A 13,251-nucleotide genomic window follows, 5' to 3' on the forward strand; every position below is an offset into this window, starting at 1 on the left:
AGGGCGCCCCGCGGCGTGGCCGCCGAAACCAGCCGCGCCCAGCCGCCCCTGAAGGGGACCGACACCCCCACCCCTGCCGTCCTCGGTGCTGCTTTTCACCACAGAACATCGTGCGGGTGACCTCGGACAAGGCCGCCCAGCAAGCCCCCTCGCCCCGCCCCAAAGGCACCCGCACCCCGACCCCGGCTTCACATGTTCACAAACCCGGGCAACAAAAAAGGAGGAGGGCCACCCCACACAGGGGCAACCCTCCTCCACAAGAAATGCGCGGCGGCGTCCTACTCTCCCACCCCCACCATGGAGGCAGTACCATCGGCGCTGAGGAACTTAACGACCGGGTTCGAAATGAGACCGGGTGTGACCCCCTCGCAAAAACCACCGCAACCCTAGAACCACCACCAACAAGGAAAAACCCCGCCAGCGTGGAAAACCACGGGCCGCAACGAGCGGCAATATGAAACTATTCTGATTCGTGTGCGAAATCTACGCCAACACCCACCCATGAACCCAACAGTCCATGAAGGTGTTGATAGTGTGCGCGAGCACCCAGCCATCTGCGGTGGACAAGCCCTCGGCCGATTAGTACCGGTCAGCTCCACCCCTCACAAGGCTTCCACACCCGGCCTATCAACCCAGTCGTCTACTGGGAGCCTTACCCCCTCCAACGGGGCAGGAGACCTCATCTCGAAGCAAGCTTCCCACTTAGATGCTTTCAGCGGTTATCCCTCCCGAACGTAGCCAACCAGCCATGCTCCTGGCGGAACAACTGGCACACCAGAGGTTCGTCCGTCCCGGTCCTCTCGTACTAGGGACAGCCCTTCTCAAGTCTCCAACGCGCACAGCGGATAGGGACCGAACTGTCTCACGACGTTCTAAACCCAGCTCGCGTGCCGCTTTAATGGGCGAACAGCCCAACCCTTGGACCAACTCCAGCCCCAGGATGCGACGAGCCGACATCGAGGTGCCAAACCATCCCGTCGATACGGACTCTTGGGAAGATCAGCCTGTTATCCCCGGGTACCTTTTAGCCGTTGAGCGACACCGCTTCCACACGCCGGTGCCGGATCACTAGTCCCTGCTTTCGCACCTGCTCGACACGTCCGTCTCACAGTCAAGCTCCCTTGTGCACTTACACTCACCACCTGATTGCCAACCAGGCCGAGGGAACCTTTGGGCGCCTCCGTTACCCTTTAGGAGGCAACCGCCCCAGTTAAACTACCCACCAGACACTGTCCCCCACCCGGATCACGGGTGCGGGTTAGATGCCCGAAACAGCCAGAGTGGTATTTCACCAACGCCTCCACCACCACTAGCGTGGCGGCTTCACCGGCTCCCACCTATCCTACACAAACCATCCCAAACACCAATGTCAAGCTATAGTGAAGGTCCCGGGGTCTTTCCGTCCTGCTGCGCGAAACGAGCATCTTTACTCGTAGTGCAATTTCACCGGGCCCATGGTTGAGACAGCGGGGAAGTCGTTACGCCATTCGTGCAGGTCGGAACTTACCCGACAAGGAATTTCGCTACCTTAGGATGGTTATAGTTACCACCGCCGTTTACTGGCGCTTAGATTCCCAGCCTCGCAGGATCACTCCTGCTAACCGGTCCTCTTAACGTTCCAGCACCGGGCAGGCGTCAGTCCGTATACCGCGTCTTACGACTTCGCACGGACCTGTGTTTTTAATAAACAGTCGCTTCCCCCTGGTATCTGCGACCCCACCCAGCTCAAGAAGCAAAGTTCCATCACCAGACAGGGCTCCCCTTCTCCCAAAGTTACGGGACAATTTGCCGAGTTCCTTAACCATGGTTCACCCGAACGCCTCGGTATTCTCTACCAGACCACCTGCGTCGGTTTCGGGTACGGGCCGCCCACACACTCGCTAGAGGCTTTTCTCGACAGCACGGGATCACTCACTTCACCACAAACGGCTCGACATCACGCCTCACCCCTGATGGAGCACGGATTTGCCTATGCTCCGGGCTACACGCTTATCCGGGACAACCACCGCCCGGTAGAGCTACCCTCCTGCGTCACCCCATCACTTACCTACTACCCTCCTGGGTCCCACGCCTCCACGACAGCGCACCCGAAGGCACACCACCGCTTCAGTGGTGGTTAGCATCAAAGGACTCGGTACTGGGCGCGTGTGAACGGGTACGGGAATATCAACCCGTTATCCATCGACTACGCCTGTCGGCCTCGCCTTAGGCCCCGACTCACCCTGGGCGGATTAACCTGCCCAGGAACCCTTAGTCAATCGGCGCCGGAGTTTCCCACTCCGGTTTCGCTACTCATGCCTGCATTCTCACTCGCACACCCTCCACCCTAGGTCACCCGAGGCTTCACCGGACGCACGACGCTCCCCTACCAACCAACACGTATGTGTCGGCTCCACAGCTTCGGCGGTGTGCTTCAGCCCCGCTACATTATCGGCGCAGAATCACTTGACCAGTGAGCTATTACGCACTCTTTAAAGGATGGCTGCTTCTAAGCCAACCTCCTGGTTGTCTCAGCAACTCCACAACCTTTCCCACTTAGCACACGCTTAGGGGCCTTAGCTGATGATCTGGGCTGTTTCCCTCTCGACTACGAAGCTTATCCCCGCAGTCTCACTGCCGCGCTATAACTTAAACCGGCATTCGGAGTTTAGCTGACCTCAGTAACCTTGTCGGGCCCATCAGCCAACCAGTCGCTCTACCTCCGGCAAGCAACACACGACGCTGCACCTAAATGCATTTCGGGGAGAACCAGCTATCACGGAGTTTGATTGGCCTTTCACCCCTACCCACAGCTCATCCCCCAGGTTTTCAACCCTGGTGGGTTCGGGCCTCCACGACCTCTTACAGCCGCTTCACCCTGGCCATGGGTAGATCACCCCGCTTCGGGTCTACAGCATGCGACTCACATTCGCCCTCTTCAGACTCGCTTTCGCTACGGCTACCCCACCCGGGTTAACCTCGCCACACACCATAACTCGCAGGCTCATTCTTCAAAAGGCACGCCATCACCCCACCCGAAGGCAAAGCTCTGACGGCTTGACAGCACACGGTTTCAGGTACTATTTCACGACCCCTCACCGGGGCACTTTTCACCTTTCCCTCACGGTACTTGTGCACTATCGGTCACCAGGACGTATTCAGGCTTGACAGGTGGTCCTGCCAGATTCACACGGAATTCCTCGGGCTCCGCGCTACTCGGGAAAACACCAACGCGTCGACTGCCGCTTCACCTACGGGACTCTCACCCACTCCGGCACCGCTTCCCAACGGCTTCGGCTACAACAATCGACCAACGCGCCCAGTCGGCAGACCAGGCCAGATGCATCCCACAACCCCGCACACGCAACAACTGCCGTCTCTCACACGCGCACGGTTTAGCCACCATCCCCTTTCGCTCACCACTACTCAGGGAATCACTGTTGTTTTCTCTTCCTACGGGTACTGAGATGTTTCACTTCCCCGCGTCACCACCAACCGCCCTATACATTCAGACGGCGGCAACCCGACACAACTCGGGCTAGGTTCCCCCATTCGGACACCCACGGATCACAGCTCGGTTGACAGCTCCCCGCGGCCTATCGCGGCCTCCCACGTCCTTCATCGGCGCCTGGTGCCAAGGCATCCACCGTATGCCACACTAACTTGGCCACCACAGATACAAGATGCTCGCGCACACTATCCACGAATCAAAACACCAGCCACACACCCAACCACAACACCCGGAACAAGCCACCCGAACCCCTCCACACACACGGAAAGATCCGGGATCGACGGCCCACCAGGGTCTTCGTCAGGGTGGCACGCAGGAACACAACCAGCGGTTGCATCCTCAGACACCCAACAGCGCGCCCGCACCCCCTCTTCCAGGACGAGGTGCGGAAGTTCGTCTCTCAGTTCAGCCATCCCAGCAGCTCACGCCTGGACAAAGTCCAGAGCATGCTCCTGGGTCCACTTTCGAGTCCGCCGACCGCCACCGACCACAACAGCCGATGCCACGACCAGCCAAATAAGACTCCTTAGAAAGGAGGTGATCCAGCCGCACCTTCCGGTACGGCTACCTTGTTACGACTTCGTCCCAATCGCCAGCCCCACCTTCACCCACTCCCCCCAGCAAGCTGGTTAGGCCGCAGGTTTCGGGTGTTGCCGACTTTCATGACGTGACGGGCGGTGTGTACAAGGCCCGGGAACGTATTCACCGCGGCACTGCTGATCCGCGATTACTAGCGACTCCACCTTCATGGGTCGAGTTGCAGACCCCAATCCGAACTGAGACCGGCTTTTAGGGATTCGCTCCACCTCACGGCATCGCACGCCCACTGTACCGGCCATTGTAGCATGTTTGCAGCCCAAGACATAAGGGGCATGATGACTTGACGTCATCCCCACCTTCCTCCGAGTTGACCCGGCAGTCTCCCATGAGTCCCCACCATCACGTGCTGGCAACATGGAACAAGGGTTGCGCTCGTTGCGGGACTTAACCCAACATCTCACGACACGAGCTGACGACAGCCATGCACCACCTGTCACCGATCCCAAAAGGACCCACCGTCTCCGATGGTTTACCGGTGATGTCAAACCTTGGTAAGGTTCTTCGCGTTGCGTCGAATTAAGCAACATGCTCCGCCGCTTGTGCGGGCCCCCGTCAATTCCTTTGAGTTTTAGCCTTGCGGCCGTACTCCCCAGGCGGGGCGCTTAATGCGTTAGCTACGGCACGGGAACCGTGGAAAGCCCCACACCTAGCGCCCAACGTTTACGGCGTGGACTACCAGGGTATCTAATCCTGTTCGCTCCCCACGCTTTCGCTCCTCAGCGTCAGGTAAGGCCCAGAGACCCGCCTTCGCCACCGGTGTTCCTCCTGATATCTGCGCATTTCACCGCTACACCAGGAATTCCAGTCTCCCCTACCTACCTCTAGCATGCCCGTATCCACTGCAAAACCAGGGTTAAGCCCAGCCTTTCACAGCAGACGCGACACACCGCCTACGAGCTCTTTACGCCCAATAATTCCGGACAACGCTCGGACCCTACGTATTACCGCGGCTGCTGGCACGTAGTTAGCCGGTCCTTATTCCCCACCTACCGTCAACCCGAGAAAACCCGGGGCCTGCGTGAGTGGTAAAAGAGGTTTACAACCCGAAGGCCGTCATCCCCACGCGGCGTCGCTGCGTCAGGCTTTCGCCCATTGCGCAAGATTCCCCACTGCTGCCTCCCGCAGGAGTCTGGGCCGTGTCTCAGTCCCAGTGTGGCCGGTCGCCCTCTCAGGCCGGCTACCCGTAATCGCCTTGGTAGGCCTTCACCCCACCAACAAGCTGATAGGCCGCGAGCCCATCCCCAACCGACAAGTACTTTCCACACCCCGCCATGCGGCAGGGTGTCGTATCCGGTATTAGACCGCGTTTCCACGGCTTATCCCAGAGTCAGGGCAGGTTGCTCACGTGTTACTCACCCGTTCGCCGCTCGTGTACCCCGAAGGGGCCTTACCGCTCGACTTGCATGTGTTAAGCACGCCGCCAGCGTTCGTCCTGAGCCAGGATCAAACTCTCCATCAAAGGCCAAACAACCCGGCCGTGCCGAAGCATGGCGGGTAAACCTGGAAGAGATAACCCTGACCGACCGAGAACCCTCGGTCAATCAAAGGAACCCCGAGCACCCCGCAACCACCAAGGGTTCCGTGTGCTCAAAAGGGGCCAAAACAAACTTGGCTGAAAGAAAAACAAACACGCGCTGTTGAGTTCTCAAGAAACAACCGCTCATCCCATACGAGCCGACCTGTCATTTGCCTGGTCTGGCTTTTCTGTTGAGGCGGTGCGTTCCGCTTTGTTGTGTCTTCACCGTATCAGGGCCCCGCATTCCCGCCAAATCGGCGTTTTTGCGGATTCCCTTCAAGTGAAGGAATCTTCCTCATCCATTTCACTGGTTCTGACACGGTGTCCGCGCGATCCAGTGAAGTTCCAACCGAGACCCGCTACAACACCACCAGTAGTGGCATCGAACAGTTGATCCTGGATGTGATGGACACGGCCGCAATGCGTCCGCTTCGTCCACCGACGAGGTTGGGCCGACCGCCCATCCGGTGGGATGTTCGGTTCCCGGCCACCTGCTCAACCCAGTTTACACGCTCGCAACGCATGGTTCGAACGATTTTAACGTGACCGAGGGTGATCGGTCCGCTCCCCTGGGGGAACCGTACCGACGACCATGCCGACGGTACCGGATGTTGCTCGGGGGCGCGAATCGCTTATCTCAGGCTTCTGAGGTCTCGTTGCGACCACTCATCCGGAACCAGACCAGACAGACAGAGCGCAGACCGAGTGTTGCCAGGCAGCCACCCTTGAAGAGTCAGCCGACCGGCAACACTCGCGTATCCGTTCGCCTGTTGGACCACAGGGTCCTAGAGCAGCTCCTGGAGACGCTCCGCCAGACGACGGAAGGCGATGCCGCGATGGCTGATCGCGTTCTTCTCCGCGCCGCTCATCTCGGCCGTGGTGCGGGTCTCCCCCTCCGGGACGAAGATCGGGTCGTAGCCGAACCCGTTCTCTCCCCGGCTCTTGTCGATGAGGTGGCCGCGCATCACACCCTCGACGACGTCCTCCGTCCCCGATGGCAGCACGATCGCGGCCGCCGACACGAATTCCGCACCGCGTCGTTCGTGCGGGGTGTCGGACAGCTGGTCGAGCACCAGTTCCAGGTTGGCCGAGTCCTTGTCGCCCGACTGCTCGCCGAAACAGCCGGACCAGCGCGCCGACAGCACTCCCGGCATGCCGTGCAGCTCGTCAACGCAGAGTCCGGAGTCGTCCGCGACAGCGGGCAGCCCCGTGTGTTTGGCGATGGCGCGCGCCTTGAGCAGGGCGTTGCCGGCGAACGTAGGCTCGGTCTCCGGCACCTCCGGAGCGTCCGGGTACGAGCCCAGCCCGACGACCTCGGCGTCGAGCCCGGCTTCGGTGAGGATCGCCTGCATCTCCGGGATCTTCTTGGCGTTGCGCGTCGCCAGAACGATCGTCGTGTGTGCACTCATCCCGCGAGGGCCTTCTTCTGCATCTCGGTGAGTTCGGCGCATCCGCCGACAGCAAGGTCCAGCAGCCCGTCGAGTGCCTTCCGCTCGAACGGCGCACCCTCGGCCGTACCCTGGACCTCGATGAATCGGCCGTCACCGGTGACAACGACGTTCATGTCGGTCTGCGCGACCGAGTCCTCCAGGTAGTTGAGGTCGAGCCGAGTCTGCTCCTGGACGATGCCGACGCTCACAGCGGCCACCGACCCCGTGAGCGGGTTGTTCTTCAGGTTACGGCGCTTGCGCAGGTACTTGACCGCATCCGCCAGCGCCACGTAGGCGCCCGTGATGGCCGCGGTGCGGGTCCCCCCGTCGGCCTGCAGGACGTCGCAGTCAAGCGTGATGGTGTGCTCCCCCATCGCCTTGAAGTCCACGACCGCGCGCAGGGAGCGGCCGATCAGGCGGGAGATCTCGTGGGTACGCCCACCGATCTTGCCCTTCACCGACTCTCGTGCGCCTCGGGTGTCGGTCGCTCTCGGGAGCATCGCGTATTCGGCGGTGACCCAGCCTTCGCCCGTTCCGCGGCGCCAGCGCGGCACACCGTCCTCAACGCTCGCGGCACACAGCACTCGCGTGTCGCCGAATTCGATGAGGGCGGAGCCTTCCGCGTGGCGGAGCCAGTTGCGGGTGATGGTTACGGGCCGGAGTTCATTCGGAGCGCGTCCGTCGGGTCGAGCCATAAAGTCGAGCCTATCGGCGACGGCGAGCGGGCGAGGCGTATGGCCGGATTCTCCGACCTGGCGGGCCCGCCACCCGCCCTCTTCCCGTTCCCATCTCCCTTCGCTTACGGTCCGGTCACCCGCTGCCGGTGCCCACGCACCGGATGACACCATGGGGCTACCGTCCCGCTTTCCCTTAATGGCAGAGGTTTCTCCCCCCATGACAGTCAGTCCGCGGAACGCCGCGGCCGTCCGCAGGAGGCTCGGCGTCATCGCCGCGGTGATCGCGGGGTTGGCGGTCGGCTGCACCACCGACCCGGACGCTCCAGCCTCGCCGAGCCCCACGAGCCCGTCGGAGGAGTCGCCCGCACCGCTATGGAAGGAGTGGGGCGGGACAGCAATCCCGAACACGGCGACCCCGACTCCCACCAGCGGTTCCGCTACCGCCGATACAAAGGTGCCAGGAGACGATCGGGCTGCGGATGGCACCGCCCCGGAGGCGGTGGACCCCCTTCCGCTTCCCGAGTCGTGTGAGTCCAGTGGACTCTCGGAGGACCTGGCCGACATCACCGATCGGCTGACCGAACCGGAGTTCACCGAGGTGCGCGCGGACCAGCGGCTGGAGTGCTCCTGGGCCGGTTACGCGCCGAGCAAGGGAAGTCAGGTGATCCTGGTGACCTTCGAGCCGAAGCGCAGTGAGGTGGAGTACCCGGGCCACGTTCCGGACATCGCGCGCGGCAATCCGAACTACTTCACCACGCCCGCCCTGGAGGAGATCGGTGGCATCGCATCGCTGACCGAGGGCGAGGTATTCACCGAGATCGACCTCCACCTGCCGGGAATGCTGATGTCCATTACGGCACAGAGCGCGTTGGACGCGGACGAGCAGTTGCTAGCAGCCACGACAGCGACGGCTTCGCGGGTGCTATCCGTCGACGCGCCTGACGAGGGTGACGCGTCGAAGGGTTCGTGAAGGCGCGTGACGGTGCCGGGGGAGCAGGAGCGGGGTAGTCAGGATGAGGAGCCCGGCGACCGCGATCGCGATGCGGGGGCTGGTGATGCCGGCCAGCAGGCCCCACAGCCCGGTCAGAGTCGCGGTGGTGGCTTTGCTGGTGACCGACCATGCAGACAGGGTGCGGGCCACGCGATCCGTCCCGGTCTGGTCGAGCCGGTAGGTGGCGAACACCGGGTTGAACACCCCCATGCAGGTGATCAGCCCAAGCTCTACGGCCATGACGAGCATCAGCCCGGCCGCGCCAGGGCGGACGAACACCAATCCGAGCAACCAGCACGCGCGCAGCGCCCCAGCGGTGAGCATAACCTGGCGCTGCCCGAACCGCGCGACCAGTCGGGGCGCCATACGTGAGCCGATCAGTCCGCCGACACAGGGCACAGCGAAGGCCAGGCCGTACTGCCAGGGTGCGAACCCGAGGTGCCCGAGCATGAGCACGGCGAGCAGCGGCGACGTCGCCATGATCAGGCCGTTGACCAGGATCGTGTTGAGGAACAGCGGACGAAGCGTCGGGTGGGTGAGGATGTATCGCCACCCGTCGAGCAGGTCGCCGGCTCGGAGCCGTGGCGCATCGGTTCGCGGGGGGCGTGGCTCCCTCCCGCCGATCGCGCGGATCCCCACTGCCGAGAGAAGATAGCTGACCGCGTCGGCCGCCACGGTCGCCACCGGGCCGAACATCCCGATCGCGGCCCCGCCCAGCGGCGGTCCGAGCGCGGTGGCGGTCCAGGTTGTGGACTCGAACCGCCCGTTCGCGACGAGCAGGTCCTCCGGCCGGACGAGCGCTTTCAGGTAGGCACCGCTGGCCGCCCTGAAGGCGATGTCGGCAGCGGCGACGATGACCGACACGACCAAGAGCTGGGCGAAGGTCAGCCAGCCAAGTGCGAACGCGGCGGGGATGCTCATCACCGCCGCGAACCGGGCCAGGTCCATCGCGATCATCACCGGCCGCTTGCGACAGAACTCCACCCACGGTCCGAGTGGCACCGCCACCGCCGCCCCTACGGCCAACCCCACCGCGGCCAGCAGCGACACCTCGGCCGACCCGGCGTGCAGCACAAGGATCGCGATCATGGCGAACGCGTCGAACGCCAGCCACGTGCCGAACGTACTGACCGCATACGCCGCCCAGAGCCACCCGAACCGCCGCCCCAGCGATCGTCGAGCCCCCATGCCCCGCCCGCCCCTCACCGCCCTGACGAACAACCCAGCGTTGGCCGGACACATCAAAGCGAGCAGTGCCGTCGCAAATCAAACAACCAGCGCTTCGGCAATCCACAACCATCGGTTGTGCACCTAGCCTGGGCAGCGTGGATCTCGATGCCGTGCGCACCGTCGTCGCCGTCGCGGACGCGGGGCAGTTCCAGGAAGCCGCCGCCGACCTGTCGATCACCCAGCAGGCCGTCTCCAAGCGCATCGCCGCGCTGGAGAAGGAGCTCGGGGTACGGCTGTTCACCCGCACCGCGCGCGGGGCGCGGCTCACCATCGACGGGCAGGCGTTCCTGCCCCACGCCCGCGATCTCCTCCAGGCAGAGGAGCGGGCAGCCGCCTCCGTTCGGCCCGGTCGCCGCGCCCTGCGCGTCGACGTGATCGGTCGGCAGCTCGCTCCAGCGGGTCTACTGCGCGGCTTCCACGGCGCGCATCCCGCGATCGACCTCGATGTCGTGACCCTCTTCGACGCTGACGCGGCCATCGCCGCTGTCCGGTCCGGCACGATCGACGCGTCCTTCCGCGCTCTCACCGTGCCCGCACGGCAGCTCCCCCAGGGCATCGAGACCGCCCGGGTCCTCGACGAGCCCATCCCACGAGTTCGCCGCCGCCAGCGGGGTCACACCCGCCCAGCTCGCCGAGCACCGGATCTGGATGCCCGGCATCGTTAGCGGGACCGAGTGGGCCGCCTATTACGACGACCTCGCCACCGCGTTCGGGCTCACCATCGATGTGATCGGCCCCAACTTCGGCGCCGAGCCCCTCCTCGATGCGATCGCCGACTCCCCAGCACTGGCGACGTTCGTCGGCGAACAGACCCGCCTCGTCTGGCCCGCCGACCACGACCTGCGGCGTATTGCCGTGCACAGCCCGACACCCGTCTACCCGCACTCGCTGATCTGGCGCCGCGACAACCCGCACCCCGGACTCGCCAAGCTCCGCGGTTACCTCGGCTCTGCGCAGCCCGATCGCTGCGACGCCGAAACGTGGACGCCCCACTGGGCGCAGCTGTGAACACCACAGTTCCTGACGGCGACAGCTTCATACGGTGGGCAGCCCTGAGCCGCGCCGATAGCGCGGATGGCGCGAACGTCGCGGACGGCGGTGCGGGAGGAGAGACGTGCGGAGGGTGATGCGGGGTGAGGGGGATGGCGGGGCAAAGAAGGCGAAGAAGAGCGACGGGGAGAAGTGGCCCCGCAGTCGTCGCGGGCGGGCATCGGTGGCCGATGGCACACGTCGACGCTCGCTATCACGCGCACCCGCGGGGCACTGATACGTGGTCCGCGGCTCAGCGGCCGCGGATCACCGGTCGGCGAACCTGAGGGTCAGGACAGGCGCTCGGTCAGGCGATGGACGGCGGCCGTGGCCGCATCCCCGCCCGTTCCTCGCACTCCTGTGGATCGTTCGGCGCCGATCTCATAGACCGCGCCGGGCCGGGCGAGATCGATCGGGCCGCTGAAGGTGCTCCGCGCCTCCTCATATGTCCGGTCGTCGTCGTTCCACGGCACCAGGTGCGTGAGGACCAGTCGGCGCGCCGCCGCGCTCTGCGCGTGCTCGCCCGCCTCACTCCCGGTGAGGTGCATGTCCTTGGGATGTTCCCGGTGATCGTGGAACGAGGCCTCACAGAGGAAGAGGTCGGTGTCCCGAGCGAGGTCGATGATCTCGTCACAGGCCCCGGTGTCTCCGCTGTAGGTCAGCGCTGTCCCGTCGTGTTCCAGGCGGATGCCGTAGGCCTCGACGGGGTGGTTCACCACGTCGACCCGGACGTCGAAGGGACCGATGCGCATCTGTCCCGGTGTCAGCTCCCGGAACTCGAAGGTCTCGGTCATGCCCGGATCGGGTTCCAGACCGTACGCCTCGGCCATGCGGTCGGCGACGCCGGTGGGACCGTAGACGGGGATGCGGGGTTTGCGTCCTCCGGGTGGGAAGGTGCGGGCCACCCAGTAGGAACAGAGGTCGAAACAGTGGTCGGCGTGCAGGTGGCTGAGGTAGACGGCGTCGATGTCGTAGATGTCGACGTACCTCTGGAGTGCTCCGAGGGCGCCGTTGCCCAGGTCGAGCAGCATCCGGAAGTCTCCAGCCTCCAGCAGGTAGCAGGAGGCGGGGCTGGCGGGGCCGGGGAAGCTCCCCGCTGAGCCGATGATCGTTAGTCGCACGTCGCAATTGCCTTTTCGATGAGCTGCCTCCGCGAAGACTCACGCGGCGAAGCGGTTGTGTCGCGAGGTGGGAGTCTCCTTGTTCTCCGTGTTACGGGTCTACCCCAATGACCGCTCCGGTGGTACCTAATGTGGGCCTCGTCTCACGCGTCGTGAATCACACGTGACCTCTTCACAAGATGCAACCCATCTTATTTTCCCTGGTCAAGTAGGTTCCTCCGGATGTTCTAGCGGCCCCGTCTGGCCAGTTGCCGACTCTGCGCGACCAATCGTCCCGTCACATCCCATAGGTCGAGGGTCTCGTCGAACCAGCCGTCGACCACCGCGTTCGTCCGGGCGCGGAAGGCCAATGGTCCAGGCTCGGGGATGGCGCGCATGTGCCAGGTCAGCTCGACGGTCGGTGCCCAGCTGCGGGGGCCGAACACGGTGATCACCGATGGCGGAGCGTCGACGGCCAGTGGCAGGACCAGGCACGGGTCCGAGCCGAGGCCTCCGTCCGCCTCACTGAGCCGGACATAGCCGCGGAGGTCCGGAGCGGGGGCGTCTCCGTCTTTGTCTTCTCTGTTTTCTCCGATGTCTCCTGCTTCGGCGCCGCGGCGTCGGAGCAGGTCCCAGGTGTCGCGGGCGAGGTACTGGTCGATGCGTTCGGGAAAGGGAGAGCCGCTTGTGCGGCGGGCCCTCGGGTCATAGCGGCGGCACCGATCGATCGGGGGCACGGCCGCGGGAGGGGTCTCGTAGGTGGGGGTGGTGTCGCGGTCCAGGGTGGCGGTGGCGATCGTGCCGGTGACGAGCGTCTGGCCGCCCTGGCTGATCCCAACCTGGACGGTGGCGACGGTCCGCCCGGCCTTGAGGACGGTCGCGTCGATGTCCGCGGGTCCGGCCGCGCCGGGACGGAGGAAGTGGAAGGAGGACGCGACGGCGTGGAGGTGCGGAGATTCGCACAGCGCGGCGCGCTGCAGCACCGCCATCACGTATCCGCCGTTCATGGCCTGGCCGATGAGGTAGCCGGGGTCCAGGTCGGCGGAGTAGCGCCCGGGACCGAGCGCGGTGACCGATGTCGCGGTATCGAATCGGGCCATGCTGACCATTGAATCGAACGCGATCCCATGCACGAACGCCGGGCCCTGCAGAACGGGACCCGGCTTCGGTGGTGCGGTGACAGCGTCT

Annotated in this window: 8 protein-coding genes and 3 rRNA genes; 3 read left to right on the forward strand and 8 right to left on the reverse strand. The window is 64.0% G+C overall.

The genetic code is table 11. The features are described from left to right. Positions 1-265 precede the first annotated feature (265 nt). The 5 genes from rrf to rph form a co-directional block, all read right to left on the reverse strand. A 5S ribosomal RNA gene (gene rrf / locus CDO52_RS22870) occupies positions 266-383 on the reverse strand. Positions 384-558: 175 nt separating this feature from the next. Further along, positions 559-3,649, reverse strand: a 23S ribosomal RNA gene (locus CDO52_RS22875). 371 nt (positions 3,650-4,020) lie between these two features. Then, a 16S ribosomal RNA gene (locus CDO52_RS22880) occupies positions 4,021-5,549 on the reverse strand. The 16S, 23S and 5S rRNA genes sit together here, the layout of an rRNA operon. A gap of 842 nt (positions 5,550-6,391) precedes the next feature. Then, the gene (gene rdgB, locus CDO52_RS22885; RefSeq protein ID WP_017620864.1) at positions 6,392-7,015 is read right to left on the reverse strand and encodes an RdgB/HAM1 family non-canonical purine NTP pyrophosphatase; all 624 of its coding nucleotides are present in this window, start codon (positions 7,013-7,015) and stop codon (positions 6,392-6,394) included. Continuing rightward, positions 7,012-7,731: a ribonuclease PH gene (rph, locus tag CDO52_RS22890; RefSeq protein WP_017620865.1), complete on the reverse strand. Its 720-nt coding sequence runs from the start codon at positions 7,729-7,731 to the stop codon at positions 7,012-7,014. Before rph ends, rdgB begins: the two co-directional genes overlap by 4 nt. A 199-nt stretch (positions 7,732-7,930) precedes the next feature. Here rph and CDO52_RS27820 point away from each other — a divergent pair, with 199 nt between their 5' ends. Next, the gene (locus tag CDO52_RS27820; RefSeq protein WP_152471828.1) at positions 7,931-8,683 is read left to right on the forward strand and encodes a hypothetical protein; all 753 of its coding nucleotides are present in this window, start codon (positions 7,931-7,933) and stop codon (positions 8,681-8,683) included. Here CDO52_RS27820 and CDO52_RS22900 read toward each other — a convergent pair. Beyond that, on the reverse strand, positions 8,636-9,892 hold the full coding sequence (locus CDO52_RS22900) for an MFS transporter (RefSeq protein WP_017620867.1): 1,257 nt from the start codon (positions 9,890-9,892) through the stop codon (positions 8,636-8,638). The two genes, CDO52_RS27820 and CDO52_RS22900, sit on opposite strands and share 48 nt — an antisense overlap. A 137-nt stretch (positions 9,893-10,029) precedes the next feature. Between CDO52_RS22900 and CDO52_RS29315 the strand changes: the two genes are divergently transcribed. Continuing rightward, on the forward strand, positions 10,030-10,599 hold the full coding sequence (locus CDO52_RS29315) for a LysR family transcriptional regulator (RefSeq protein WP_332459746.1): 570 nt from the start codon (positions 10,030-10,032) through the stop codon (positions 10,597-10,599). Beyond that, complete coding sequence (locus tag CDO52_RS29320; RefSeq protein ID WP_332459747.1) at positions 10,583-10,942, forward strand: type 2 periplasmic-binding domain-containing protein; 360 nt, start codon at positions 10,583-10,585, stop codon at positions 10,940-10,942. Before CDO52_RS29315 ends, CDO52_RS29320 begins: the two co-directional genes overlap by 17 nt. A 311-nt stretch (positions 10,943-11,253) precedes the next feature. Here the strand turns inward: CDO52_RS29320 and CDO52_RS22910 are convergent, their stop codons facing one another. Continuing rightward, entirely contained in the window at positions 11,254-12,084 is an 831-nt protein-coding gene (locus tag CDO52_RS22910) for an MBL fold metallo-hydrolase (RefSeq protein WP_083920066.1), read from the reverse strand. A 227-nt stretch (positions 12,085-12,311) separates the two neighbouring features. Then, a complete protein-coding gene (locus tag CDO52_RS22915) occupies positions 12,312-13,163 on the reverse strand; it encodes a thioesterase family protein (RefSeq protein ID WP_232524294.1) in 852 nt (283 codons plus the stop codon). Positions 13,164-13,251 lie beyond the last annotated feature (88 nt).

Source organism: Nocardiopsis gilva YIM 90087, assembly GCF_002263495.1.
GTDB lineage: Bacteria > Actinomycetota > Actinomycetes > Streptosporangiales > Streptosporangiaceae > Nocardiopsis_C > Nocardiopsis_C gilva.

Excerpts from the sequence above, each read along its gene's own strand:
- rph (WP_017620865.1), bottom strand. The coding sequence starts at position 7,731 with ATGGCTCGACCCGACGGACGCGCTCCGAATGAACTCCGGCCCGTAACC.
- CDO52_RS22900 (WP_017620867.1), bottom strand. The coding sequence starts at position 9,892 with ATGGGGGCTCGACGATCGCTGGGGCGGCGGTTCGGGTGGCTCTGGGCG.
- CDO52_RS27820 (WP_152471828.1), top strand. The coding sequence starts at position 7,931 with ATGACAGTCAGTCCGCGGAACGCCGCGGCCGTCCGCAGGAGGCTCGGC.
- rdgB (WP_017620864.1), bottom strand. The coding sequence starts at position 7,015 with ATGAGTGCACACACGACGATCGTTCTGGCGACGCGCAACGCCAAGAAG.
- CDO52_RS22915 (WP_232524294.1), bottom strand. The coding sequence starts at position 13,163 with ATGGCCCGATTCGATACCGCGACATCGGTCACCGCGCTCGGTCCCGGG.
- CDO52_RS29320 (WP_332459747.1), top strand. The coding sequence starts at position 10,583 with ATGCCCGGCATCGTTAGCGGGACCGAGTGGGCCGCCTATTACGACGAC.